Source organism: Novosphingobium sp. KACC 22771, from assembly GCF_028736195.1.
GTDB lineage: Bacteria > Pseudomonadota > Alphaproteobacteria > Sphingomonadales > Sphingomonadaceae > Novosphingobium.
Genome location: NZ_CP117882.1, coordinates 715,444 through 741,443, shown reverse-complemented (window position 1 = coordinate 741,443; position 26,000 = coordinate 715,444). Strand labels below are relative to the sequence as shown.

General features: G+C 60.3%; 20 protein-coding genes. 7 read left to right on the top strand and 13 right to left on the bottom strand.

Features of this window, described 5'->3' with window-relative positions; all coding sequences use genetic code 11:
* Window positions 1-37: 37 nt before the first annotated feature.
* The 7 genes from PQ467_RS20145 to PQ467_RS20115 form a co-directional block, all read right to left on the bottom strand.
* Window positions 38-889 (bottom strand): SDR family NAD(P)-dependent oxidoreductase, encoded by an 852-nt coding sequence (locus PQ467_RS20145; RefSeq protein ID WP_274176264.1) that lies wholly within the window; start codon window positions 887-889, stop codon window positions 38-40.
* A 37-nt stretch (window positions 890-926) separates the two neighbouring features.
* On the bottom strand, window positions 927-1,829 hold the full coding sequence (locus tag PQ467_RS20140; protein WP_443193020.1) for an SDR family NAD(P)-dependent oxidoreductase: 903 nt from the start codon (window positions 1,827-1,829) through the stop codon (window positions 927-929).
* A 1-nt stretch (window position 1,830) separates the two neighbouring features.
* On the bottom strand, window positions 1,831-2,070 hold the full coding sequence (locus PQ467_RS20135; protein ID WP_274176263.1) for a lipoyl domain-containing protein: 240 nt from the start codon (window positions 2,068-2,070) through the stop codon (window positions 1,831-1,833).
* A gap of 25 nt (window positions 2,071-2,095) precedes the next feature.
* Complete coding sequence (locus PQ467_RS20130; RefSeq protein WP_274176262.1) at window positions 2,096-3,070, bottom strand: alpha-ketoacid dehydrogenase subunit beta; 975 nt, start codon at window positions 3,068-3,070, stop codon at window positions 2,096-2,098.
* Between the two features lie 14 nt (window positions 3,071-3,084).
* Complete coding sequence (locus PQ467_RS20125; RefSeq protein ID WP_274176261.1) at window positions 3,085-4,065, bottom strand: thiamine pyrophosphate-dependent dehydrogenase E1 component subunit alpha; 981 nt, start codon at window positions 4,063-4,065, stop codon at window positions 3,085-3,087.
* Between the two features lie 38 nt (window positions 4,066-4,103).
* Complete coding sequence (locus PQ467_RS20120) at window positions 4,104-5,183, bottom strand: hypothetical protein (RefSeq protein WP_274176260.1); 1,080 nt, start codon at window positions 5,181-5,183, stop codon at window positions 4,104-4,106.
* 108 nt (window positions 5,184-5,291) lie between these two features.
* Window positions 5,292-7,265, bottom strand: a complete 1,974-nt coding sequence (locus tag PQ467_RS20115; RefSeq protein WP_274176259.1) for a flavin-containing monooxygenase — start codon at window positions 7,263-7,265, stop codon at window positions 5,292-5,294.
* 113 nt (window positions 7,266-7,378) lie between these two features.
* Between PQ467_RS20115 and PQ467_RS20110 the strand changes: the two genes are divergently transcribed.
* The 3 genes from PQ467_RS20110 (at window position 7,379) to PQ467_RS20100 (ending at window position 10,258) form a co-directional block, all read left to right on the top strand.
* Window positions 7,379-8,011: a TetR/AcrR family transcriptional regulator gene (locus PQ467_RS20110; RefSeq protein WP_274176258.1), complete on the top strand. Its 633-nt coding sequence runs from the start codon at window positions 7,379-7,381 to the stop codon at window positions 8,009-8,011.
* Between the two features lie 239 nt (window positions 8,012-8,250).
* Window positions 8,251-8,670, top strand: coding sequence for a VOC family protein (locus PQ467_RS20105; protein ID WP_274176257.1), 420 nt, complete (start codon window positions 8,251-8,253; stop codon window positions 8,668-8,670).
* Window positions 8,671-8,710: 40 nt separating this feature from the next.
* Window positions 8,711-10,258 carry a hypothetical protein gene (locus PQ467_RS20100; protein ID WP_274176256.1) on the top strand — a complete coding sequence of 516 codons (1,548 nt, stop codon included), beginning with the start codon at window positions 8,711-8,713 and terminating at the stop codon, window positions 10,256-10,258.
* A gap of 97 nt (window positions 10,259-10,355) precedes the next feature.
* Here PQ467_RS20100 and PQ467_RS20095 read toward each other — a convergent pair whose 3' ends face one another.
* The gene (locus tag PQ467_RS20095; RefSeq protein WP_274176255.1) at window positions 10,356-12,698 is read right to left on the bottom strand and encodes a TonB-dependent receptor; all 2,343 of its coding nucleotides are present in this window, start codon (window positions 12,696-12,698) and stop codon (window positions 10,356-10,358) included.
* 617 nt (window positions 12,699-13,315) lie between these two features.
* On the opposite strand from PQ467_RS20095, the gene PQ467_RS20090 reads away from it, so the two are divergent.
* A complete protein-coding gene (locus PQ467_RS20090) occupies window positions 13,316-13,933 on the top strand; it encodes a hypothetical protein (RefSeq protein WP_274176254.1) in 618 nt (205 codons plus the stop codon).
* A 13-nt stretch (window positions 13,934-13,946) separates the two neighbouring features.
* Here PQ467_RS20090 and PQ467_RS20085 read toward each other — a convergent pair whose 3' ends face one another.
* Window positions 13,947-15,023, bottom strand: coding sequence for an AraC family transcriptional regulator (locus PQ467_RS20085; RefSeq protein ID WP_274176253.1), 1,077 nt, complete (start codon window positions 15,021-15,023; stop codon window positions 13,947-13,949).
* A gap of 94 nt (window positions 15,024-15,117) precedes the next feature.
* On the opposite strand from PQ467_RS20085, the gene PQ467_RS20080 reads away from it, so the two are divergent.
* Both PQ467_RS20080 and PQ467_RS20075 read left to right on the top strand, forming a co-directional pair.
* Window positions 15,118-16,596, top strand: a complete 1,479-nt coding sequence (locus PQ467_RS20080; RefSeq protein WP_274176252.1) for a flavin-containing monooxygenase — start codon at window positions 15,118-15,120, stop codon at window positions 16,594-16,596.
* A 22-nt stretch (window positions 16,597-16,618) separates the two neighbouring features.
* Window positions 16,619-17,413 (top strand): SDR family NAD(P)-dependent oxidoreductase, encoded by a 795-nt coding sequence (locus PQ467_RS20075; RefSeq protein WP_274176251.1) that lies wholly within the window; start codon window positions 16,619-16,621, stop codon window positions 17,411-17,413.
* Window positions 17,414-17,481: 68 nt separating this feature from the next.
* Here the strand turns inward: PQ467_RS20075 and PQ467_RS20070 are convergent, their stop codons facing one another.
* A complete protein-coding gene (locus PQ467_RS20070; RefSeq protein WP_274176250.1) occupies window positions 17,482-18,561 on the bottom strand; it encodes a hypothetical protein in 1,080 nt (359 codons plus the stop codon).
* Window positions 18,562-18,747: 186 nt separating this feature from the next.
* Between PQ467_RS20070 and PQ467_RS20065 the strand changes: the two genes are divergently transcribed.
* Window positions 18,748-19,362, top strand: coding sequence for a TetR/AcrR family transcriptional regulator (locus PQ467_RS20065; RefSeq protein WP_274176249.1), 615 nt, complete (start codon window positions 18,748-18,750; stop codon window positions 19,360-19,362).
* Here PQ467_RS20065 and PQ467_RS20060 read toward each other — a convergent pair whose 3' ends face one another.
* The 3 genes from PQ467_RS20060 to PQ467_RS20050 form a co-directional block, all read right to left on the bottom strand.
* Entirely contained in the window at window positions 19,363-20,238 is an 876-nt protein-coding gene (locus PQ467_RS20060) for an alpha/beta fold hydrolase (protein WP_274176248.1), read from the bottom strand.
* Between the two features lie 610 nt (window positions 20,239-20,848).
* Window positions 20,849-24,568: a conjugal transfer protein TraG N-terminal domain-containing protein gene (locus tag PQ467_RS20055; protein ID WP_274176247.1), complete on the bottom strand. Its 3,720-nt coding sequence runs from the start codon at window positions 24,566-24,568 to the stop codon at window positions 20,849-20,851.
* An 8-nt stretch (window positions 24,569-24,576) separates the two neighbouring features.
* Window positions 24,577-25,995 (bottom strand): conjugal transfer protein TraH, encoded by a 1,419-nt coding sequence (locus PQ467_RS20050; RefSeq protein ID WP_274176246.1) that lies wholly within the window; start codon window positions 25,993-25,995, stop codon window positions 24,577-24,579.
* Window positions 25,996-26,000 lie beyond the last annotated feature (5 nt).

The window sequence follows — 26,000 nt, the reverse complement described above, 5'->3', positions numbered from 1 at the left end:
TCGTTCTTTATAATCCCGGATTGCCGTGACTCAATACCTATTCCACCAGCGCGCGTGCTTCTTCGGCCAGTGTAGGATTGGCCTGATGTGCCAGATAATCGGCACGTCTGCGCGCCATGAACGCGGTGGTTCCGGCATCGGTCGAGACCCAGAAGTCGCCGGTGGCAAGCCCGTTCAGAATGGCCTCGCCCGCCTGTTCGGGGGTCAGGCCGGATTCGCGCAGCATGGCCTGCATTTTGGCGCGTTGACGGCTGACCAGATCCGATCCCTGCGCGGTGGCGGCATCATCGAAAATGCGGCTCTTGACCGGAGCAGGCACAACCACCGACACCTGAATCGGGGCATTGGCCAGTTCCATTTCCAGAAACAGGCATTCGGTGAAAGACAAGACGGCGTGCTTGGCCATGATATAGGCGGTCTGCGTCGGCATCATGCCCAAGGCGCCGATAGAGGCGACATTGGCGATATGGCCCTTTGTGCCCGCCGCGATCATGCGGCGGGCGAAAACACGCGAACCATGCACCACGCCCCGAATGTTGATGTCGATCGACCGATCCCAGGCTTCGTCCGAGAGTTCCCAGCTATAGCCCAGCGTTTCGATACCGGCATTGTTGATGGCCAGCGTCACCTCGCCGTAGGTATCATAGGCAGCGTCAGCCAGCGCTTCCAGATCAGCGACCTGCGTTACATCGGTCTTCACCGCCAGCGCCTTGCCACCCGCCGCGACGATTTTGTCGGCCACCGCCTGAGCGCGGTCGATGGCGATATCGGCCAGCACCACATTCATGCCTAGTCGCGCCGCCACCCGCGCCAGCCCTTCGCCGATCCCGCTGCCCGCGCCGGTAATGACGGCGGTGCCATCGGCAAAAACCTGAAGTACCTGTTCCATCACTCTCTCCCCAAGAATTATCTGTGTGCGGGTTTGCTTATTCACCCGAGGCGCTGATTTGCGGATGTGACCATGCAGGCGGTTCGCAGCGCGGCAGAGTGCGCTTGCCGTCGAGGCTGCGCACCTCAATGCCGTAATGCCATGGAATATGCATCGAATAGCCCAGCAGACCGGTCCGCTCGGCCGCAGGCAAGTGACACATGGCCAGCACGCTTTCGGCCAGATAAGCGACATCCTCGGTCGGAAATTCCGCCGGGATCAGGGAATCGGCGCCCGGCGTGCGGATAGCGGTGGACGGGCCGATCACATTGACGGCGATGTTGGCATCCACCAATTCGGCCGCCATGCCCTGTGTCAGTCGGTTGAGCGCGGCCTTGGCGGCGGCGTAAACGTGGTATCCACGCAGTTTTTCATGCTCGGGGTAAGGACGTGAAGGCGGCAGCGAATCCTGCGAGCCGATGTTGACGATCCAGCCCGCGCCCGCCTCACGCATGTGGGGAATGGCCGCTTGCGACAGCACGAAAGGCGCGCGGACATAATGTGTCAACGTGCGCTCGAACGTGTCGAAGCTCATGTCGGCGGCCTGCGCAAAATCGACGAAACCGGCGTTGTTCACCAGAATGTCGAGCCGTCCGCCGCCCGCCTGCGCGGCCTTTGCCACCAAATCGCGCGCGGCGTCCAGATCCTCGATATCGGCGGGGATGGCCATCGCCTTGCCGCCCGCCGCCTCAATCAAAGCAACCGTCTCGGCCAGAGTGCCGGGCACAAGCTGCTCGGTTCCATAGCGCTTGCCCGCCACGGGGGCGGAGGCCGACCGGCCGGTGACGATCACCGTGGCGCCGGCCGCCGCCAGTCGCTGCGCCACCGCACGGCCGATGCCGCGGCTGCTGCCGGTGACCAATGCCACCTTGCCCGAAATGTCGGTGCCCAACACGGCCATGTCAGTCGGTCTCGATGATGGCGATGGGCGTGCGCACTTCGGCTTCCTCGCCCACGGCCAGCAGGATCTCGGTGATCCTGCCGGTGGCGGGGGCTTCCATTTCCTGTGTCGATTTGGCGGTTTCGATTTCCACCAGCATCTCGCCTGCCTCAACCCGATCGCCCACGGCCTTGAGCCATTTGACGATCGTGCCCTCATTCATCCCGGTGCCCCATTTGGGCATCACCACCTTGACCCGCATGATAATTCTCCAAAAATTCGTGATATTACATCAGGCTGCGCGCAGCATTCGCGATGCTTTCCGGGCTGGGATAGAGTTGCTTTTCCATTGTCTGGGCAAAGGGGATGGGAACATCAGGCGTCACCACCCGGCGCACGGGCTTTTTCAGGAGGTCAAACCCATCCTCGGCCACGATGGCGGCAATTTCCGCCGCCGCGCCGCAGGTGCGATGCGCGGCGTCCGCGATCACGATGCGCCCTGTCTTGCCCAGCGAATTGAGGATCGCCTCATTGTCGAGCGGCAGCAGCGTGCGCAGATCGACCACATCGACATTGATGCCATCCTTGGCCAGCGCATCGGCGGCCTTGAGCGCATGACGCAAGACGCCTGAAACGGTGATGATCGTGACATCGGACCCTTCGCGGTGGGTCTTGGCCTTGCCGATGGGCACCACGAAATCGGTGTCGAGCGGCACTTCCTCGCGCATGCCCCACAGATCATTGTCTTCGAAAACCAGCACCGGATCATTGTCGCGGATCGCGGCCTTGAGCAGGCCCTTGGCGTCCGATGGCGTGGCCGGGCAGACAACCTTGAGGCCGGGCACATTCATGAACATCGGATAGGGACGATCCGAATGCTGCGCGGCATTGGCCTGATTGTGCCACATGCTGGCGCGGAACGTCACCGGCACGTTGAACTGGCCGCCAGTCATATAACGCAGGCGCGCCGCCTGGTTGATGATCGGATCGGCCGCCAGATAGACGAAATTGGCGATGGTGAGGTCGACAATCGGGCGCAGGCCGGTGATCGCCGCACCCACGGCCATACCGGCAAAGCCGCACTCGGCAATCGGTGCGCTGCGCACGCGGCTCATGTCGATGTCGCCATAGGCGCCGCCCGCGGCATAGAGGGTAATGTCCTCGCCGATCATGATGGTGCTGGGATCGCGCTCCAGTTCTTCGCGCTGGGCAAGGCCGAGCGCGTCGAGATAGGTCATCCGCTTGGTCAGGGCTTCGGTCATGGTCTGTTTCCCTCTCAGCGGCGAATGGCGATGGGATCGGCGTGAACGAGTTCAAACGCTTCTTCTGGTTCGGGATAGGGGCTGCTCTTGGCAAACGTCACGGCTTCGTCGACTTCGGCGATGGCGCGCGTTTCGATGGCGCTCAGATCGCCGTCTGAATATCCGCGCGCAAGCAAGGTGGCGCGCATCAGTTTCACCGGATCGCGCTCGGTCATGTAATAATCCATTTCTTCCTGCGTGCGATAACCGCCCTTGATGAACAGGCCCACGCAGTGCTCGTCAAAGCGATAGGTCTTGGCTTCGATCAGACTGGGACCTTCCCCCGCGCGGGCGCGGGCCACGGCATCCTGCGTGGCCTTGAACACGGCATCGAAATCCTGCCCGTCAACGATGACGCCCGGAATGCCGTAGCCATCGGCGCGGCGGGCGATATCGGGCTGGCCATGCGTGTCCCTGGCCGGCGTGACGGCAGCATAATGGTTGTTTTCGCAGAAAAAGATCACCGGCAGCTTCCAGATTGCCGCCATGTTGATCGATTCATGGAAAACGCCCTCATTCGACGCGCCATCCCCAAAGAAGGTAAGCGCGACCTGATCGGTTTTGCGCACCTGCGCCGAGAGCGCAGCGCCCGTGGCCAGCGGAATGCCGCCGCCCACGATCGCGCTTTCCCCGATCGAGCCGATGGACTTGTCGGTCAAATGCATCGAGCCGCCACGGCCTTTGCACACGCCCGTCACCTTGCCCAGAATTTCGGCCATCAGAGCGTTGAGATGCGCTCCTTTGCCGATGGGGTGGCCGTGGCTGCGATGGGTGCCCGACATATAGTCGTCATTGCGCAGTGCCATGCAGGCACCGACGATCGCCGCTTCCTGCCCCACGCTGGAATGCGCGGCACCGGCGACCTCGCCCTCAGTGATCAGGCGGGTCACTGCTTCCTCGAAACCGCGAATGCGCAACATGCGCAAATAGGCTTCGCTATCAATATCGTTGATCATGCGGCCAAATCCGCCTTTCTTGAATTGCAATGCCGGTTTCAGGCGGCCTCATCCACCGCATCGGCGGGAACGTTGGTGGGCACGCCAATGTCGTAAACCTGGCTGAGCAGGCCAACGAAGGCATTGTCATGCAACGGATCGCTGGGTTCCTCGAACGCCACGCCATTCTTCTTCATGTCGGCGATGAGGATGTTGATCGCCATCTCCTGCGTGATGTCGTCCTTGTGTTCCAACGCTGTCCGCAGTTCCTCGTCATCGTGATAGACGATGCTGTCCCAGTGCAGCAGGAGCCGCATTTCTTCGGCCGGGACCTTCTGGATCACCTTGCCGAAAGTTTCGATCTGCCAGCCGGTGGGATCGGCAGGGTCGGCGCCAAAAGTGCTGGTGATATCCATGCCTTGAGGGCGGCGCTTCGCGACCGGACCGCATGCCTGCCCATGGTGAAACATTGTCTCGTTTTCCACCACTACCGCGCGGCCCCACATCGGGGCGTTGATCTGAAGCGGTTCGGCGGCGGCGCCATTGGGCCAGCAGTTGAAGCCGCCGCCGATCTTTCCCTGATAATACCAGGCCACAACCTGGGTCTTCTTGATCCGCCACCGTTCGAATAGGCGCGATTTGGCCATGGTCAAGAGCAGCCACAGCGGGGTGTTGTCCATCGAGATGCCGCGAAAATCGGTGCCGTCCAGATGAGGGGGGCCGCCGATGGGGGTGGGGCCCTGAATGTTGAACAGCATCATCTCGGGCTTGGCATATTTCGCCCCGGCATAGGCGCGCGCCATGTCGAGGAATTTCTTGTTGAAGAAGGCATCCTCAATCTCAGGATAGAAGCACGTGCCGTTGCGCGCCAGATAGCCGCGGAACACCGGGTTCAGCCCGATCATGTCCCAGGTCAGCGTGATGCCTTCGGGGATCGTGCCGCTGGTGGTGGCGATCACCTCTTCGGGCGTGCTGAAATTCTCCGCTAGGATCAGCTTCCATGGGCCGTTCCGGCGCACAACATCCAGCACGCGGGCGTGCTGATCGTCACTGTAGGCGCCCTCAAAGATCCGGGGCGGAGCGGCGGGGGTAAAGGTGTGAGCGGTGGCGTTGGCCACGACTGAACTGTTAAAAGCCATTGTCATTCTCCCCAAGGGTGTCGGTTCGGCAAGGGGCCGTCGACGCCTGTGTCGTGTGGAAAACCGTCCGGCGCGCCTTGTCCTGCGGCCGGACGGGACATTGTGAGATCAGATGGAAACGGGTTCGAGGGTCTTGGTCACCGGTTCGGCATGGGCAGCTTTGGTCACCTTGAAATCGCCGTAACGCGGTTCGCGCATGATGTGCCAGATTTGCGAATTGTGGCGCGGGATGGCCAGGATCACCTTCTGCCCCTTGTCGCGGTAATAGCCATGGGCATTGCCATGATTGACCCATGCCGTGCGCTCAAGCTGTGGCTCGACCTCAGCCAGGAAAGCCTCGGTGGCTTCCTTGGTGACATCGACCGAGGTCAATTGCTCGTCGACCATCCATTGCAGCAGTTCGATGGTGTAATGAACCTGCTGTTCGGAAACGACCGCGTGGTTTGACACCAGGAACGAGTAAGGTCCGCCCAGATAGACCATGTTGGGGAAGCCGGGAATCAGCATGCCTTCATAGGAGAAGGGGAAGGGCTCGAAGGTTTCCTTGAGCGTCTTGCCGCCGATGCCCTTGATGTCGAACTGACGGCCAAAAAACAGCTTGTAGCCGGTCGAGAGCAGCACGACATCGCAATCGATGTGCCGCCCGTCGGCCAGAATGACGCCGGTGGCATCGCATTCGGCCAAAGTGCCGCGCGTGATCGAGACATTGGGCTTCTTGAGCGTGTCATAGAAACCGCAATCGAGGATCGGGCGCTTGGCAAAGGGGATGTAATCGGGGGTCAACAGCTTCACCATCTCCGGGTCATCGGGGAAATGGCTGGCCAGATAGTGCCGGCACATGGCCTTGATGCCATCGTTGAGCGGGGCAAAGCCGCCCGTCTTGGCGGCATGCTCATCATCGCGCATGATCATGCCGCGCATGTCCTGCATCTGGCTCGACTGGCCCTGCAGGCGCTTCCACTGCTTGACAAAGGGAATGTGTTCGAGGGCATAACGTTCGCGCGGGTCAACCGGATCATGAGCGGTTGGATTGGGGATGATCCATTCCGGCTGGCGCTGGACGATGGTGAGATCCTTCACCTTGTCGGCAATAGCAGTTGCTACCTGCACGCCCGAGCAACCAGTGCCGACCAGCACGACCTTTTTGCCGGTCAGGTCGGTGTTGCTGTCCCACTCCGCCGAGTGGATGACCTTGCCCTTGAATGCGTCCAGATTTTTCACATCGGGATAGTTGGCGGCATTGTTGGGACCAACCGCCCAGATCAGGGCATTGCCCTCGTAAGTGATCGGCTGGCCGTCGCGCTCGGCGTTCAGCACCCAAAGATGCCGGGCCTCGTCCCATTCGGCGCCCGAAACCCTGGTGTTGAAATCGATGCGGTCGCGCACGCCATACTTGTCGGTCACGCGTGAGAGATAGGACAGGAATTCCGGCCCGTTGGGATAGTATTTGGTCCACGATCCATTCGGTTCAAAGGAGAAGGAATAGACGCGGCTGGGGGTGTCAACCGCCGCGCCGGGATAGGTGTTCTCCAACCAGTTGCCGCCCACATCATGCAGCTTCTCCACGATCTGGAAATCGAAACCGGCCTGCTGCAGCTTTATGGCGGCGTTGATGCCCATCATGCCCGCGCCAACCACTAGCACCTTGAAGCCCGGTTCGGGGGTGCGCTGCGGGATGCGAACGCGATCGTCGGTGGTAAAACCGGAATGCTGATAGGCCGGCTCCAGCGACATTTCGGGCAGGTCGAGGCCCAGCGTGAGGCGCGACATGCGGCGGAAGAGTGCCATATCCAGCTTTGGCAGGATCGGTTCGCGACCCGAAAGCACGGCGTTCAACAGGCGCGCCCGCACTTCGTCGGCAACCTCGGCCGAGGCTTCGTCGTGTTCAAGCGGACCGTCGATGGCGACAAAGGCTTCGCGGGTCTTGTCCTGTGTCCCGTCCAGTGCGGCCCCATATTTGTCGAGCAGCGTGCGGTCACCGGTGATCTGGATCAGCGACATAAGCGCGACAACGGGATCGAGCGCGGCAACGGCCTGCGCCAACTTGCCCTGATCCAACGATTCGGCCTGAACTTGCGCCATTTCTGTCCTCTCTTTGGGGTCGCTTTAACGACTTTGTGATGGAAAATTACACCTATTAATGTAATTAGTCAACGTGCAAAATCGGGATGGTTGGGGCATAGCGGGGTATGACAGTGAGCAAGGCCAAAAAGGGGGCGGGGCGCCCCAGCGCGGAGGAAGCGGAAAGCAAAAGGCGCAATCTGCTCGAAGCGGCGCTGAATGAATTTGCCGAAGTTGGCTTTCATCGCGCCTCCGCGCGTGACATCGCCCACCGTGCCGGCGTGTCCACTCGAACGCTCTATAATCACTATGCCGACAAGAGTGCGCTGTTTGAGGCCTGCCTCGACATGAACTCGCAGATGATGATGCCGTCCACAGAATGGGAGGAGGGTGATTTGGCAACCCGCCTCTTTCATTACACTGTGGCGTTGCATAAGCAGCACTGGACCGACCGCGCCCGTAAGATCGGACGGCTAATCTACCGAGAAGCTTCGGTTTTTGACGATGTTCGCGAGATTACACGTCAGCAGTTCGAGCGCTTTCAGGTGGGGCCTGTGGTAACGATCCTGCGCCAGGCCGGCTTTCACGAAGAGGATTGTCCGCGCCTCGCCACCTATTTTGTCGTGATGGCGCTGGGCGAATGGCAGCGCAGCATCCTGTTCGATGCTCCGCCGCTGGCGCCGGAAGAATTTGAAAGTCAGGCGCGCGATGTCGTGCGGGTGTTTTTGCTGGGTGCATTGGCGCAGGCGCGCGCGCTGAGCATCTGAAATGCGGCGGCATCCGAACTGTCGGGTGCGGGCTGAGTTCTTCGATCAATCAAGATGATGCCTGCCGTTCGCGCTCGTCCATGGTGCGGCTGGGCGCGGCAAGGCGTCGCTCCTGCTGTAAATTTGATCGGCTTTATAACATTTATTGTTGTAATTAATTGAGGCATTGGGCATGATCGTCTCACCAAACGAGGCCGCCAAAGCGGTCGGCGCTATGCGCGAATTCGGGAGAAACATTCATGAGCCATCCAATGCCGCACGGCGCCATGCTGGATGCCAATTTCATGTTCACCAAGCTGGTTGTGGCCGATCTCGATACGGCGGCGGACTTTTACACCTCCGTCTTCGGCTTTGTCGAAATGCACCGCGTCGAGGCCGCAATTGATGGTCGCGCGGTGAGCGAGATCATCTATATGCCGACCAGCGAAGGTGGGCCGATGTTCATTCTTGCCAAGTTTCTCGACAGCGACAAGCCAGCCACCGGCGAAACGCTGCTTGGCTTTGGGGCGGGCGATCTGGACGGGCTGATCGCACGCGCCATCAAGGCAGGCGGCGCTCTCAGGCAGCGCATCGACGCGCAGCCCGGCGTGCCGTTCCATACCGCTTTCCTGACGGATCCCGAAGGTCATGTGGTGCAGGTCAGCCAGCCTGTCGGCTAACGGCGGGTTCCGGTTTCGTCAGTCGAGAGGATTGCTTTTCGTGTCTGAGCACAATCAGGGCCCTTTGGCCTGTCAACGTTTCAAGGTGGTGGCGAGCGATGGCGCGCTCGTAACCCGGATCGGCATGGCCAGCGGGCAGACAACCCGCCTGCCGACCGGCTCGATTGTTACCATCGCGCAAGTGTCGCAAGACGGCCAAAGCGTGCGGATAAGCAGTCCATCCGGGTGGGTGGCGCTGGCCGACCTTGCCGCAGAAGCGCCTGAGCCTGGCTTCGCGCTCGATTACCCCACTTTTGAGGCCAACAATCTGCGTGTCGAACGCGGCGACTTTTATGGCCTCGAATTTCCCTTTACGATGGAGCAGTTGGAGGAAGCTGGCCCTGATTTCCTGACGCAGGCATTCCGCGCGGCAGGCACGATCAGCGCGGACAATGCCGTGACGCAGATCGTCTCGCTGACGCCGCTGGGTATCATGGGGGCCTCGGAGAATGCTTTCCTCACCGTGGCCTATGCCCGACAGGAGCCGGGACTGAGCGCCGAGCTTTTCATCAAGTTTCCGCCGCTTTCGCCGGGCCATAAATTTGCGCTCTCTGCCCAGTCGCGCAATGAGGTGGCGCTGCTGCGCTTCTCGCGCAACGGCATTCTGCCAGTACCCGTGGCGCGGTACTATTTCGCAGACTATTGTCAGGCGACGACCAATTATATCGTGATCACTGATCGCGTGGCCTTTGGCAAGGAGCCCATCGAGCCTGCCTATCGCAAAGCTCAGGACCACATGATTCCCGCCGTCGAAGAGCATTATAAGGTGCTCGCCCAGTCGTTGGCTCGGTTGGTTGCCGCGCACAAGACTGGCGCCCTGGGGCGCGAAATCGAGGCTTTGTTCCCCTATGCCGGTGCCCGCCGGGTGTTCTTCCCAATCCAGGAACCGGCGGCAGCGGTTGACAAGCTCATCGACTTTGTGGGCCGCATCGCGCCCCATCTCTTCGTCGAAGGCGCGGCTGATCCTGCTTTCCTTGAACAGTGGCGTGATGATTTGCTGTTCGGTATCGAGCATGAGCACACGGTGATTGATTATCTCCATGCAGATGTCGATTATGTCGGCTTGTGCCACCCCAATCTCAATGTCGACAATGCGTGGTACTGGCGCGATGAGGCGGGCAAGTTGCATTGCGGTCTGCTCGATTGGGGCGGTGCGGGTCAATTGAGTTTTGGTCAGGCGCTGGGCGGAATGTTGATGATGCCCGAGCCGGAACGCCATCTGACGATAGTGCGCGACAGCATCGAGACCTTCGCGAGCGAATATGAGGCGATAACGGGTCTTATCCTCGATCGCGAAAAGCTAGAATTCCATTATAAAGCATCGCTCTATTCCACCGCTGTCTGCTATATTGTCGGCATCGTCGTGCATATGTTCGCGCAATTCAGCGAGGCTGAATGGAAGTCGATGGCCAATCGCTTTGACAACCGCCTGATTGAGGGAGGCCTTTCGGCTGGGGTCATCTGGCTCGACAATATCCTGCGCGAATGGAAGCATGGCTTGATGCCAGGCGAGGCTTGCCGCCGTATCGTGGCGGGCACGGCGCCCTGAACCTGTTATCACGTCGCGTAAAAAGGCCCCGTCGGATGACCGACGGGGCCTTTTCTATGCTCGTTGGGGCGCGGATCGAGCCGCGCCCCCAAGTACATCAGTAGTCGAACTTGAACTGCACGCCGATCTCACGGCCCTTGGTAACGGTCACGCGGTCATAGGCGGTGCGATCACCGAAAAGGCCGTAGATCGGGCCTTGATTGATACGCTGCACTGCATTGGTCAGATTGCGAGTAAACAGGCTGACTTCCGCGCCGAACGGGGTGCGAACACCGGCGAACATGTCAATGTTCAGGTTGCTGGGCGTGTGGATGCCCGTGTTCGCATTGGTCGCCGAGCCGTTAAAGCGGGCCAGACCACGGATAAAGGCCGTGGTGTTACCGCCAAGGTCAAAGTTCGCATCGGTGTTGAACGAGGCCTGGAACTTGGGTGCCGTGCTCAGATTGCCCGACGAACGGCAGGTGCTGATATACTTGCCTGCCTGAACGGCGGGAGAGGTGCCGTTATTGGGCGTGCCGTTGCCAAGGTAGTCGTTGCAGGGGATCAGCGCGTTGTCAAAATGTGCATCGGCATAGGTCACGGTCAGAGCCGCATTCCACTTGCGCATTACCTCGCCGCGCAGTTCGAGTTCAACCCCGCGAGCGCTGGCCGGAGCATTGTAGGTGAGATTGACATCGCCGGTGCCGCTGCAGGCATTGGCGCCATTGGGCGCGGTGCCGTCATTGGTGTTCCACACGGTGCCGGGCGTCGGGCCGGTGCCGGTCAGGCTGCCCGAACAGGCGATGCTGTTGGCGCGGGCGATGAAATTGTCATACTTCTGATAAAAGGCCGAAAGGGCGTAGAATACGCGGCCATCCAGGATCTTGCCCTTGGCGCCGACTTCGAAAGACTTTGAACGTTCGGCGGCGAAGTTGAAGAAGGACTGTGGTATGGTGGCGCTGGACGCGCCCGTGCTGTCAAAACCGCCGGGGCGATAGGAGGTGCCGGCGTTGGCATAGGCCAGCAGGCTTTCCGAGAATCGGTGCTTGAACGAGGCCGAGCCGGTCCATGCGCTGAAACTTGAATTGTTGCCGGGTTGCAGCGTCTTGGATGTCGAATAGCGCACGCCCACGTCCAGCGTGTCGCGGTCGGTGAAGTTGAAGGTCTGGGTGGTGAAATAACCGCGGGCCACACTTCTGGGCTGTACGCCGAGCGGCAGACAGGGCAGGCCGAGCAGCGCCAGCGAACCCGGCGAGGTCTGGCAAGCGCCCGCAGCGCCGGTGTAGTCGATCACGCCGCTGTAGGGGCTGCGCGTGTCGGCGATGAAGACACCGTAGCGGTAGTTCCAGAAATTCTTGCCGGTGCGCTCGATGCGCACTTCGTTGCTGAACACCTTCTGCGTGGTGTCGATACGCTGAAACTCCTGATAGGGCTGACCGCCCAGACCGGGAATGACGAAGCTCAGGAAAGCGGGCGTGGTGGCGCCGCCCAGATTGAGATCGCGCGAGGTGTTGAAGTGGTTGAGCTGAACCGAGCCGTCATAGCTCAGGCGGTGGCCAAGGAAGTCCCAGCTGGCATTGATCGTGGTCAGGTTGCCTGCGGTGTAGAAGCGGTTGCTGCCCAACTGCACCCCGGCCAGATCATCATAGCCCAGCTTGCCGAAGGGGCCGGCGACGGTCTGGCCGGGGGTGCTGATGACCTGTGCGAAATCCTGCGTGCGCGAGGTCAGGCGCTGGTGCATCACGCGCAGTTCGAAATTGTTGGTCGGCTTGAAGAGGACCGACACACGACCCGCCCAGGTGCGGTTATACGTGGTCGCGCCCGTGTTGACGTTGCGCAGGCGCAGGCCTTCATTGTCATCCACCATGCCCGCAACGCGAACGGCCAGCACATCGGGAATGATCGGGAAATTGACGCCAAGCGAGACGTTGCCGGCATTGCGATCGGTGAAGCTGCCCACACCGTTCACTTCCACCTTGTTCAGATTGGGCAGGCGGGTGCCGATCAGGATCGCGCCAGAGGGACCGGTCCCGGCGCGCAGGGTGCCCTGCGGTCCGCGCAGAACCTGAATGCTGCCGATGTCAAACATCGCGTTCAGCGCCTGCGACGGGCTGAGCGTGACTTCGTTCATATAGACATCGACGGTGGAGTTTGTCGCCGCATCGGGATCAAAGGTGACGCCGCGCATCGAGATGGCCTGCTGGCGGCCATCGCCCTTGTCGATCTGAAGGCCCGGCACCAGCTTGGTCACGTCGGAAAATTGCTGCACAGCCAGCTTGGCGATCTGTTCACCGCCCACGACATTGACGGTCTGTGGCGTGTCGGCCAAACGCTCGACCCGCTTGGAGGCGGTGACAACGATTTCCGGCATGGCATTGTCTGAAGGCTGAGCCGATTGAGCCGCAGCATTGAGCGGCAGGCCGAGACCCAGTGCAGTGCCCATCAGTAAATAGTGTCGCATAACATCATCCTCTTGAATTGAATGGCCGGGGCGATCGCAGCGCGACCGCACGGGCGTGGTTCGGGTCAACAGCAGGTTCCGGGAGGTCCGCTATGGCCAGGGCTACCGCAGGCTTTGTGCAAGCTGGCGGCGGGCCGTTTACGCAGCGACTTCGCCGCCTCCGTCTTGGTCTCGATATTTGTCCGTATGAAATGCGGCGTGCAGCCTGCCGAGGTCGCGGTCTTGCGGCTGTCTGTGACTTCGGTACGGGCAAGGGCTATTCCAGATACTCCTCTCCTTATCTGCGGTTCATGACGACCGGCAGTATTTCGGAATGACGCTCCGTAATGCCTCTGAATAGCCTGCGCAAGGATCGATAATGATGGATTGTGATCTAAAATGAACGTTTATCGTGAAATTGGATCATTTCCGTGCGGGCGATTGCACTTTTTTGATCGGGTGCTGCAATTGCGCATCACTTTTGCCAGAGTGGTGTCCAGACTCTTGTCGTGTCCTGGATTTCCGCGTAGCCAGCCAACATGCTCGAAGCGACAACTTCCACCAGACAAACAGCTCCTGTCGGTACAGCTTCGGATGCAGGGCGGCGCGCCGGTCGGCCGAGGAAATTGACAGAGCAGATGATCGTCGATGCCGCGATTGAAATAGGGCTCGATCATTTCACCATTGCGCAACTGGCCGAGCGATTGGGGACGGGCATATCCGCGATCTACCGCGTGATGCAGACCCGCGACCGCATCATCGAGAGAGCCTCTACCTTTCAGGCGTCACAATTCAGCCCCCCTGCCGATCATGGTCAGCCGTGGTGGGATTACATCGAGGCATGTTGTGCCTATTATTTTGCCATTCTCACCGAGAATAAGGTCCGCGCTGCCCATTTTCTTGAAGGTGGTGTGAGCGCGCGCAGCCAGTTCGAGTCGGGCGAGGGCAATTATCGCGCCTTGATGGTGCGCGACTTCGCCCCGCTAGAGGCTTTTGAGGTTATGCAAGGCGCCAAAATGATTGTCGGCGGCGCGGCGCTAAGCTTTATTCACCTGCAGGCGGCGCAGGAAAATGGGGTAGACCATGCACGCGATGCCCGCGAACTGCTGCACGCTCCATCGCGGGCGGGGGATCCGGCCATGGCCGAGATCATCGCGCATTTTGAGCAGGAGGCGCAGCACACCGATTGGCGCCGGCATCTGCGTGTCTATTTGCGCGGGGTTGCCTCCGCGCGGGGTGAAATGCTTCCCTATTGAGACCGTTACGCGATCAGACATTGTTCGATGTGTCGCGCCAGGCCGATGGTGACGTGCCCCGCGCCGCGCGAAAGGCGCGTGAAAGGGCGGTGTAATCGCTGTAGCCGGTGCGCCGTGCGATCTCGCCGATCGAGAGGCGCGGGTCGCCCAGCAGCACTTCCGCCAGGGCGATGCGGCAATGCTGCTTGGCGCTGCGCAGACTGGTCCCCTCGGCGGCAAGGCGGCGGTTGAGTGTGCCGACGCTGATGCTTAACTGCGCTGCCATGGTGCGACCGGAAGGGGTGGGCGCGCCGCGTTCCAACGCGGAGCGGATCATCGCTTCCACGGTTTCCGTGATGGGCGCATCCTTGGATTGCGGCTGGGTGACGTCAAAGGGAAAATGGCTGAGCCATTGTTCCAGTTCGGCTGGCGTGCGCCGGATCGGGCGGTCGAGAAAATCGGCATCAAACACCAGCGCATTATGAGGCGCGCGGTGCCGCACGGGATAGGGCATCAGATGCGAGAGCGTTTTTTCCTCAAGATGCGGAGGATAGCACATCTCGACATACGCCAGCTCCAGCCTTTCCCCGATTAGCCAGCCAAACAGGCGGCGCAGCGAGGACAGGCCGGTGAGATCGGTGAGATAGGCCGATTCATTACGCACCGCGCGCAGGGAATCCATGATGAACACGGCGCGCGTTCCCTGCATCACCAGTCGCTGTTGACCCATGCGCGGGTGCAGCATCGTGGAGAAATCGAACAATCGCGCCATTGCCCCGCGCAGATCGCGGCAGGTGATCAGGCAATGACAGAGCAGGTCGAACTCCAGCTTGCGGATCGGTGCGCGGCGCTCCTGATGGCTTGACTGCTGGTCGAGTGCCCAGACGCATTGGGCATAAAAGCGCGCAAAATCGGCGTGCGAGAAGCTGGATCGCCAGCTTCCCTCCAGCACCTTCTCGGCCGACACACCCACTTGCGCCTTATCCAGCAGCGCTTGCGGATCAAGGCCATGCTCGGCGGCCAACACCAGCAGATCGCGCAATACATCGCTCTCGACCGGCAAATGGGCGGGGCGTGAGAGATGTTTGGAGGGCGTGATTCTTTTTGTCATGACCTTTGATGTAATCGGCCATTTCCTTGTTCAGCGCCAGAAGCAATGCTGATGGCGAAAACCCCGACGACAGGGGGACTTGGAGAGTGACACGATGGCAAAGCAGCAAACACCGGCCCCATTGCGCTTTTTGGTAATCGGGGCGGGCATGTCGGGCATTCTGGCGGCGATCAAGTTGCGCGGGCTGGGGGTCGAGGAATATGTCGTGCTGGAAAAGGCCGGCATGCTCGGCGGCACCTGGCGTGATAACCGCTATCCGGGCCTCACCTGCGACACGCCTTCCCATGCCTACAGTTTCAGCTTTGCGCTTAACCCCGAATGGGACGGCTATTATGCCACAGGCGCGCAGATTGGCGCCTATTTCCGCAAAGTGGCCGATGATTTCGGCGTGATGCCCTTCATCCGTTTCAACAGCGAGGTGGCGGACTGCGCCTTTGACGAGGAGCGCGCTTTGTGGAGCGTCACCACCACCGGCGGCGACAGCTATGAGGCGCAGATGGTGATCGCGGCCAGCGGCGTGCTGCACCACCCCAAATTGCCCGCCATCGAGGGGCTGGAGAATTTTGCGGGCAAGGCATTCCACAGCGCCCGCTGGGACGACAGCGCGGTGGTTGACGGTGCGCGGGTGGGCGTGATCGGCTGCGGCTCGACCGGGATACAACTGGTCAACGCGCTTTCCAGTCGATCAGAGCGCGTGGTGCATTTTCAGCGCTCTCCGCAATGGATCATGCCGGTGCCGCAATTTGCCTATACCCAAGAACAGAAAGCCGCCTTCCGGGCCGATCCTTCGCTGATTGAGGCGATCCGCAATGATCCGATCTATTGGTCGAATATCTATCGCTTCACCGATGGCATCACCGATGCCAACAGTCCGCAAATTCGCGAAATTCAGGAGATCTGCCAGCAATATCTGGAAGAGAAGGTGAAAGATCCGGAACTGCGGGCCAAGCTGACGCCCAACTATCCGGCTGCCTGCAAACGCCTGATTTACAGTTGGGAGTATTACGACTGTGTGCAGCGCCCGGCGGTGGCCGTGGAAACGGGTGGCATCGCTCGTATCGAAGCACAAGGCGTGCGCATGAAAGACGGAACATTCCACCCGCTCGATGTGATCGTGCTGGCCACCGGCTTTAATGCCGACAGCTTTATCCGCCCTGCGCAAGTGACCGGCCGCGGCGGTAGATCGCTTGACGATTTCTGGTCACCACGCCCGACCGCGCATCGTTCAGTCACGCTGCCGGGCTTCCCGAATTTCTTTATGCTCAACGGGCCGACCTCGCCGGTGGGCAATTTCCCGTTGATCGACATTGCCGAGCGCCAGTGGGACTATATCGCGCAACTGGTGGCCCCGCTGCTGGCCGGAGAGGCAAGTGCGGTGGAGCCGACGCGGGAGGCGCATGCGGCCTATGAAGAGGCGCGCATTGCGGCGGCCAAGAAGACTATCTTCGGCGCGGGCTGCTCCAGTTGGTATCTCGATCCCACCGGTATCCCGGCCACCTGGCCGTGGGGCTATCAGGCCTTTGCCGATGCCATGAGCGCGCCGGTGCCGGCCGAATTTGTCTATTCCAAATAAGAACAGCCCAGGGAGAGGAAACATGGCCGACATGAAGGGCAGAACCGCCGTGGTGACAGGCGGTGGTGACGGCATTGGGTTAGGTGTGGTGCGGCGCTTGACGCAGGCGGGCGCAGCCGTAGTGATTGCCGAACTCGACGAGGCTAAGGGGCGCGCCGCCGAGATCGAGGTGCTGGCGGGCGGCGGCCAGGCCAGCTTCATATCCTGCGATGTGACACGGCGGGATCAGGTCGAGGCTGTCGTGGCCCATGCCATCACCAAATTCGGCAGCGCGGATATTCTCGTCAACAATGCCTATCGCGGCGGCCATCCTTCACGCTTTGAGGATCTGGATGATGCGCGCTTCGTGGCCTCCCTCGACATCAATCTGATGGCCGCCAAATGGGCGATGCAGGCCGCCTATCCTGCGATGCGCGAAAAGGGCTGGGGGCGGATCATCAACGTCGGATCGCTCAACGGCGTGAACGCCCATATGGGCACCGCCGATTATAATGTGGGCAAGGAGGCGCTGCGGGCGCTGACCCGTTCGGTGGCGCGTGAATGGGCGCCATTCGGGATCTGTGCCAATGTCATCTGCCCGGCGGCGGCTTCGGCCAATTTCAAGCTGTTCGCCGCGCATCAGCCTGAGCTGGCCGCTTCGGCGGAACGATCGAACCCGATGCACCGTATGGGCGATCCCGAAAGGGACATTGCCGGCGTGGTTCTGTTTCTGGCGGGCGAGGATGCCCGCTATCTGACAGGCAACACGTTGTTTGTGGATGGTGGCGCCCACATCAATGGCGTGAGCTGGGTGCCCGACATTTTTGCGCGGGATTAAGACGGCGATCGCCCGATGAGGTGCAAGCAAAAGGGCCGCGCCATGACTGGCGCGGCCCTGATGTTGGTTTAGGCTGCCATGCCCAGCGGCGCGTCGAGCGGGGCTTCGGCCGGGTATTCGGCCGGACCGCCGAAATCATAGGCGGCGTTGAGCTGACGGATGAACACCGGATCGTTGAGCGGATCGGTGGGTGTTTCGATTTCGATGCCGCGCGCACGCACGTCCTTGATGAGGGTCTCAATGGCCTGATCATGGGTCAGGTCGGCGCTGCCCGTCATGTTCTTCTTCAGTTCGTCGGCGTCCATAAAGACTTCGGCGGACCAATGAACAAGGAAACGCAGATCGTCGGTGTGATAGCGCTCGATCACCTTGTCGTCGGTTTTTACCAGCCAACCATCACGGTCGCCCGGTTCCCCAGAAAACAGGCTGTCGAAGGCCAGACCTTCGGGACGGCGACGTTCGCGCGGGCCATTGGCTTCGCCGCGATGGACCAGCATCTCGTTCTGCACCACGACGGCCCGGTTGTAGATCGGCGACTGCACACGGGCCGGTTTTTTGAGCGGTCCTTGCGGCCAATAGGTAAAGCCGCTTTCCGGATCGTGGCTGAACCAAGTGATGACCTGCGCCATCTTGATCAGATAATCCTGGAACAGGCCCGAACGGCCCATGATCGAGCACAGCCATGTCGGCGAATTCTCGTAACGGATGCCGCGGAAGCTGGGGGAATCGAGGTGCCCCGGATCGGTGTTCGCGCAAGGGCCGTTCACGTTGAACAGCATCATCTGAGGCTTGGCATATTGCGCGCCCCAATAGGATTTCGCGTGGTTCAAAAAGGCTTCATTGTAGAAAATGTCGTGCAGTTCAGGGTACAGCGGCGTCGAATAATTTGCGAAAAAGCCGCGGAAGGTGGGCGTCAGGAACATGTCCAGCGTGGGGGTGAAGCCTTCAGGGAAACCGCCTGCGAAAGTGGCCAAAAGCGATTCCGCTGTGGGGAAATGCTGGGCGAGAATCAGCTTCCACTCGCCGCTGTGGACGATGTCCAGCATGGTGCGCTTCTGCGCCTCGGTGAAGGGCTTGTCGATCTCCCGCGGCGGTGCTGCGGGCTGCAAAATGTCGGAAAGCTTCTGGCGGAGCGTTTCATCAAGCATCGGGTTCTCCTTGGCCGGGCGCTCATTTTTGCCCGCCAAAGGCACGCTGGCACAATGCCAGTGCTGCGACTCGGTGGGGGCCCGGACTGCCAAAAAGTTATCGATTAATAACTTTTTGGGCAAGCGATTTTGTAGCCTCGCCTGGCCTCTGGTATGCCTACCGATTGTGCTGCTATGAACATAGTGATGAAGGCGAAAGATCTGTCCGCCCTGACCAAGGGGCAACGCACCACCCACCGCATTCTTGATGCCGCCGAGGTGCAATTTGCTGCAGCCGGTTATAGCGCGACGTCCCTGCGCGATATCGCGGCCGCCGCCGACATACAGCAGCCAGGCCTTTACAAGCATTTCTCCAGCAAAGAGGAGCTTTACCAACGCGTCTGTGAACGAGCTCTCAGCCCGCTGGTTGATTTCATGGATGAGCTGCTCGAACGTCCGGTTGACCAAATGGTCTATCGCGAATTGACGGACCGGATGACCGACCTTCTGGCGCAGCATCCCCATGTGCCGCGCCTGTTGATCCGTGCGACGCTCTCGCAGGAGGCCGAACAGGACGCGATCGCGATGGGGTGGGTCAACAAGCTGGCCGACTATGGCCGGCGCATTAACACCAAGGCCAGGATCGAGACGGACAGTGATGTGCTGACCCTTCAGATTGTCGCGCTGTTCAACCTGATCTTCGGCTTTTTCTGGTCTTCGGCGCTGGTGGAGAACCTGTCAGGCAAGGCTGCGGATGATGCGGGGTTAAGGGCGATCCAGAAGGATCTGCTCGCTGCTTTTGTTGATTCCCTAAGGCATTGATCAGGTGATGAAGGCTTTCAGATCCGTGATGAAGCGGTCGAACTGGTCGTGGTGCAGCCAGTGGCCTGCCTGTTCGTAGGTCTTGACGCAGGCATTTTGGAAATGGGCCAGACGGCCATCCTCGGCAGGGTTGGACGCCCATGAATCCGCGCCATAGAACAACAGGACGGGGCAAGTGATCGCTTCCCACATGGCCTTCACTTCGGCCTCGGGCATGTCGAGCACCGGCCAGATGTTGAGCCAAGGGTCGAATTTCCAACTGTAAGTACCGTCCTCATTGCGCGCGACACCGTGGATCGTAAGATGGCGGGCCTGTTCCGCGCTCAGGTGACTGTTTTCACCGTGCATTCGTTCGTAGGCGTCCTCGATGCGCGCATAACGGCGCGGGCTGCGGGCCGATGCCGCGTGACGGTCGGCCAGCCATTGCCGAATATTGTCGGCATAGGGCATCGTGGCGCGGGGATGGGGGCTGCGCAGCGAAAAGCCCAATCCTTCAATATTCGCCAGTCGGCGGACGCGATGGGGAAACAGGCCCGCATAGCGTGTCGCGATATTGCCGCCGAGCGAATGGGCACAGATAGTCACCTGCTCGGCGCCGATCATGTCAATCAATTGCGCAAAGTCGGCCAGATAGGACAGCACCGTATAATCCGCATCCGGTGACCACGCGCTGTCGCCATGTCCGCGCAGGTCGGGACAGATAACAAACCAATCCTTGGCCAACGCACGCGCCGTCCAGTCAAAGCTGCGGGCATGGTCGCGGCCGCCATGCTGCAACACGATGGGTGGCGCATCAGGGGCACCCCAGGTCACATACCGCAGACGAAGACGTTGCGAGACAAAACTGGCGGAGAGGGGGCCGTCAAAGTTGGTCATGGTGATGGTTTTTGTCATAGAGAAGACATGGGAATTGGACCTCAGCTCGTCAATTGCCGCGATGGAATTTGATGTTTGAACCCGCAGCGCTCTTGTCATTACATTTTGAAGTTTCACCGCTGGCAAATAGATTCTACGACTGTAGCTGTGAAAGGTGCCCCTGTCCGCCCGCTCACAATTGGGTTGGTTATTAGGAATTCGTAGGCCAGTGACTGACTGGCGACGACGCGACGTGCTGAACGGTTTGGCAAACCTTTGTGTGAAGAAAATTCACTAACCGAGTCTGTAGCGGCGATTTAGCCTCTTCAAGAGCCGGTATGGGGCCGGGCAGTGGCTTCAATGTGTTGCCTTGGGGCAGTGCTGACGACTGGGCGACCTTCAGTATGGATAAGCAGGTTAAGAAGGGGCGAGATCGGTTGCAGGGGCAATCAAATAGGCGGCAACTTTATTATTCAAAATCTTAATACGCATTTAGATGTCTGATGGCTCAGGCCGCCGTTCGCGCCATTAGGTAATCTGATTATTCTGGAATATATCTCCATCTTGACATATTTGGCTTCATAAATGGAGATGCTTGATGTTGTTTTTTAGAATTACGTCAGTATAATTGTCAGGGATCACGGCGAGTTTTGAAACCAGATTCGCCATCTGCTGCCCCATTATACCGATCAAGCAAGAGGCGGCCGGACTTAAGCAGTTGAGACTGCTCTATGGATACTACAGGGCTGGTCGAATCCAAAGTACCTCTTCCGGCGTCAGCTTGCTCCAGATAGCGGTTGCGCAGTCCGCCATTGCCGAGAACCTTTGCGCTCAATTCTCTGGAAAATGCGTCTTCCGGATGTGGAGAGCGTGCCGCGACCTTCTCCGCTGACGCGATGGCTTCACGAACATCGTAGTTCACGATATCGATGGATGATCGCGCTGAAACAGCAGCACTTCCGCGATCTGCTATGCCCATGCCAACTTTGCCGGAGAATGAGCCCGCAGCACCGCTGCTCTTTCCTCCCGTAGTTGCCCCACGCGTTGCAGTAGCCGTTAAATCGGCGGAGATATGCTGATCAATGGCAGTCTGATGCTCAGACGATCGGGACAGCGACCTTTGCCACCCTGTCTGCACCATGATCGCCGTTACATCCCGCTCGAGCGTATCGGCCACCTGCGGTTTCAACCGCCAGTTACCCCTGCGATCCATTTCGAAGCCGCCCTTGAGCCAGCTCGCCATCGCGGCCTGCCCCTGGGAGCCGCCGCCCAGAAAATGCTCGATCGTGTCCGGCCCAGCCTGTTTTCCGGCCTCGAACCGAGTGCTGGTGTCATGGCGCGCAGACTGACTGAAACCAGCGCTGCTTGAGACAAGAAGGTCGTTATGCGTAAAGCTGAACCGGGCATGCCCGCCGTTCGCAACCGCGCCAAGCTGGCTTTGGTTGATAAGTCCGCCGCGCCACATGTCGGCCGCCAGGTGAGGTGTCAGATTGAGGCTGACATCGCCGTTCTGATCCATCGCAATCTGGCGCTTTGACATGGCAACGCCATGGTCTTGTAGCAGATTCTGGATGCGCGACAGACGCTCCTTGTCCACAATCCCGGTCAGGCGTTCATTGCGGGCGCGATCGGCAACGCTCTTGGTACCGCCTTCCGCCATATCGAGTTTGTTGCCCGCCGTGCCCGCGAGGGCGCGGATAAAGGAATCCAGACGAGCAGCTTCGCGCACCGACGTGCCTTCCGCGCCGACGCCTTCCGCAAAGCCTGCATTATCGGCCTGACGGCGCTGCTCCCCGATCTGCGCGGTGCGACGCGTTCCATCCGGTCCAACCTCACGCTGCGCATCAAGCTTGCCCGATCTTTCGGCAAAATCATAAACGGCGGCCTCCCGTGTCCGGCTATAGATACTGCTGCCTTCACGCCGGGCTTCTGCGCTCGCGCCATCGGCGGTGCCGATCTGGCTGGCGGCATTGTAGCTTTCCAGCGCGTGGAGAACCTGCGCCTCGCTGCGTTTGCTGGCATGAGCCAGCTGGCTGATCGCGCTTGAACGCGCTTCGCCTGAAAGCGCGTTGATAAAACCAACGCGCCGACTAGTTTCGCTGACCGAGAGCGCAAGCATCGAAGCTGCCTGACGCTGCCCCAGATTGTGTCCGCTGCGATGGGCCTGCTCGGTCGAGACATTGCTCCGTTCAACGCCTGCGACGCTTGCGCCTGCATAATCCCGCCTGCCTTCCATCGCTCCGACCTGAACCTGCGCCCCTGTCAAATCGTTGCGCAGCATCTGTTCCTGATCGAAGGCATTGGCGCTCAGCTTTGCAAAAGTCGTATCGGCCGAGGCTTGCGCAATGATGGACGAAGCCTTGAGCGCTGCGTCCTTTGCAGAGTAGCCACCGCGTTCGAAATGCCTCTGCGCGCCCGAAAGCATCATGTCATAGGCCCGGTTGTCGCCAAAGGCTTTCCATTGCACCATGCTTTGCGCAAAGGCGGCAAAGCTGCGCTCTCCCGCTTGCCCCTCGCCAAAGTAACCGGTGCCCAGTTTGCGCAGCGCGTCCCCTTGCGCGAAATTATGGATGGCGGAGGTCGCGGCATTGGCGCGGATGGCTCTGGCGGTTGCTGGATCGCCCAGATCACGACCGGCAAGGGCAGGGGAAAGGCCGCCCAGTTCCCGCGCAGCATCGGCGCGGCCGAGGTCCGAGGCTGCGGTCCCGGAGGCACCTCCGCCATATTCGCCAAGGACTGAGCCTGAGGAGGCAAATGCGCGGTCCAGTCCAAAGCTGCTGCGCTCGCCAAAATCGCCGAAGCTGGAGGCGGACGAGCGGCGTGCCAAAGTGCCCGCCGCTGAGCCTTGTGCTTCCAGAGCATGGGCATAGCCCTCACGGGTGCCGATGCTTGCAGCAGCCATGCTGCCCTGACCTTGCACACCGAGCGAACCTGACGTGAAAGCCGTGAACACATTGCCGCTGAAGCGGAACACGGTGAAAACAAAGGCGCCTGCAAGACCCGCGGCAGCGGTGCGGAATGAACCGAAGATGGCGAGCGCCTTCATGGCCGCCGAAGGCGCCAGAATCCATGTATCGGTCGCGACTTTCGTTGCGCGCAGTTCAGCCAGCACCCCCATCGCCCGTCCAAGGGTGAGCTGGTAGATCCCGGCATCGATCACCCCCCAAAGAGCCACAAAGACGAACAGGCCGATAGCGAAGCTGGCAACCCGCAGGTTGATGGGGGTGAGAATGAACAGCAGCGCGATGGGCATCATCATGAGCATGATCGCAAAGACCGAGGCGCGAATGGTCGGCATCCATTCATTGGCAGTCGAGAGCGTGGCCAGCCCGTTGGCCTCGATAGCGCGGTTGGCCATCACGCGCGCCGCCGCCGCTGGTGAATCCTCGAACAAGACATCACCAACGGTCTGGCCAAGGAAGAGGTTGGTGAGGAACTTCTGATGGCTCATTGACTGATCCAGCATCATGGCGCCAAGCCCGTCGGCCTGCTGACGGCACCGATCACGCTGGGTTGCCTGGGTGACGTCAAAGCCGGTGCGGGCGCAGATCTGGTCGCTATAGGCGTCGAACACGGTTGGATCGGCCAGCTTGTCGGCAATATAGGCCCATGCCCCTTCGCAGGACATCGTGGTGCCTGCCTTGTCGGCGGCGCTATAGACAGTTGAGAAGGTTGCCGGTCCCGCCATCGCAGCAAAGGAGGCCGGCAGGTCGGTCGAAGTGCGGAAGAGCTGATCATCATCGACGCCGTAGGCAGGCGAGACCCGCGCGACCGGATAACACTGGCGGACATAGTCCTTTACCGTCGCATCGAGAAAGGAATCAACGATCGGACTGCGCGGCGATACGGCATTCAGAAACAGATCGAAACTGTGCCCGCCCGCGCCGAACTCGAGTTTGGCGTTAGGGTCGGTGGTGTTGTCATCGATGGTTTCGGCCAGCGCGCGCTCCATGAGATTGGTGACACCGGCCACCAGCACGATAAGAATGGGCACGCCGCCTACCGGTTGATACGCATTGCGGACCCGATCATAGACATGGACAGTGCCGGTCGTGGCGATCATCCCGGCAAACAGTCCAATGCCGACCAGCATCTGGAAGCCGAAGGCGACGAGGCCCATGCCCGATCCACGTACCCCGGCAAGGATCGCGCCTAGCCCAATCCCCGCCACCGCGATGATCACCACAAGGGTCTCGTAGCGTGGATCGCTGAAGATCAGGGCCACAATGCGAAACGCATCGATTGTTTCAGAAAAGCCGCCCCAGGTATGATAGCTGGCGTCCACTGCGAGGGCAGGGGTGGCGATAAGGAAGCCGAGGAGAGCGAGAAGGGTTCGAAGCAATCTGCGCATGGGACACCTCACTGCTTGTGGCTGGCGCCGGCGGCATTGCGGGCATCGTGATCGCGTTGACGCACAACCCCGGCATAATTGGCTGAGAGGTTCGCCTGGCTCATGGCGGCCATATAGGACTGGCGCATCTGCGCTCGCTGGCGCAGCACTTCCTCGCGAAGCTCACGGAGTTGCTCGATCCCTTTCGAGAGGATCCGTGTCTGGCAGATGTTGGTGCTTTCCCCGTCCGATGCGCCAGCGGCCGTCGTCCCTCGCTCGGCATTCTGCAGCGCGAAATCAATGGAGCGCGTCAGGTCATTGAGCATCTGATAGGCAAGGGTAAGCGCGACGAGTTCGTCGGTGTCGGCAATCACGCTGTCGATCACCCCCTGCCGCACCCCCCATTCGAGCAGGCGGTAAACCGGGAGCGTCCTGACATTGGCGACGAACTGCTTTTCTTCGCTCGACAGCGCTGAACGAGTGCGGATCTTGGTGGCAATCGTCTCCATCCTTTCGCGCGCCAGCACGAGCGCGCCGCGCCCGGAACCGCTCACGGAGCAGTCGGCGGCGGTCGCAGGAATATTGAGCGCGCGGGTGGGCACACGGCCGGTCAGAAAATCATCGGCGCTTTCGGTATCCTGATGCGGGCAGGAGGGGATGGCCGAGAATAGCGGCACCTTGTCGCTGCTGTCCCAGCGCATATAGACATCACCGACCCGGGCCCGCATCACTCCGGCCCAATCCGATGCGCCCACCCGTGCTGCGGCGTGCTGGAGGAGAGAACCGGTCTTGAAAATGTCCGTGACCTCGCTCGGACAATTCGCCAGCGCTTCCTTCAGATCCTCGGTCGGGTTGCCCTTGTTGGACTGGATCTTTTCACGGCTCTGCTGCCAGCTTTTGGCAAAGCCTTCGCGCACCGATTTATACCCTGTCATCTCCTCGACAATGCCCGACATGTTATCATCGCCCTTGGCGATCTGGACCATGCGGTTGGCAAGACGGCAGTCGTTCACCTGGATCGAGTTCAGGAAGTTGGTGGCCGCTTCCATCTTGGAAATGATATTGCCCATTTTCTCATCGAGCGTTTCCAGCAGATATTGGAAGGCGACCGCAGGGGCAGCCTGAAGGATCGTCTCAAGCTTCTGCACCAGATAGTCGGGATCGAGAAACGACATACCGCCAAGGAACATGTCGATGCCGCCGCAACCGGCTTTCACCTTGGGCAGGCTGAGCGACATGAGATAATCGTCATGAACATCGACGCGACCTGACATGCCGCCTGCCGTAACATAGCCGCGCGTCTGATCAGCAAACGTGCCCGGCGACGTATAAGTGACATTGTCGAACCAGCTTTCTGCCCAGCTCTGGGCATGGGCAGGCACCGATAGGCCGCAGGAAGCAAGGATCAGGCAGAGCGGGAGGCTGCAATGACGGACGATGGGCACCATGACGG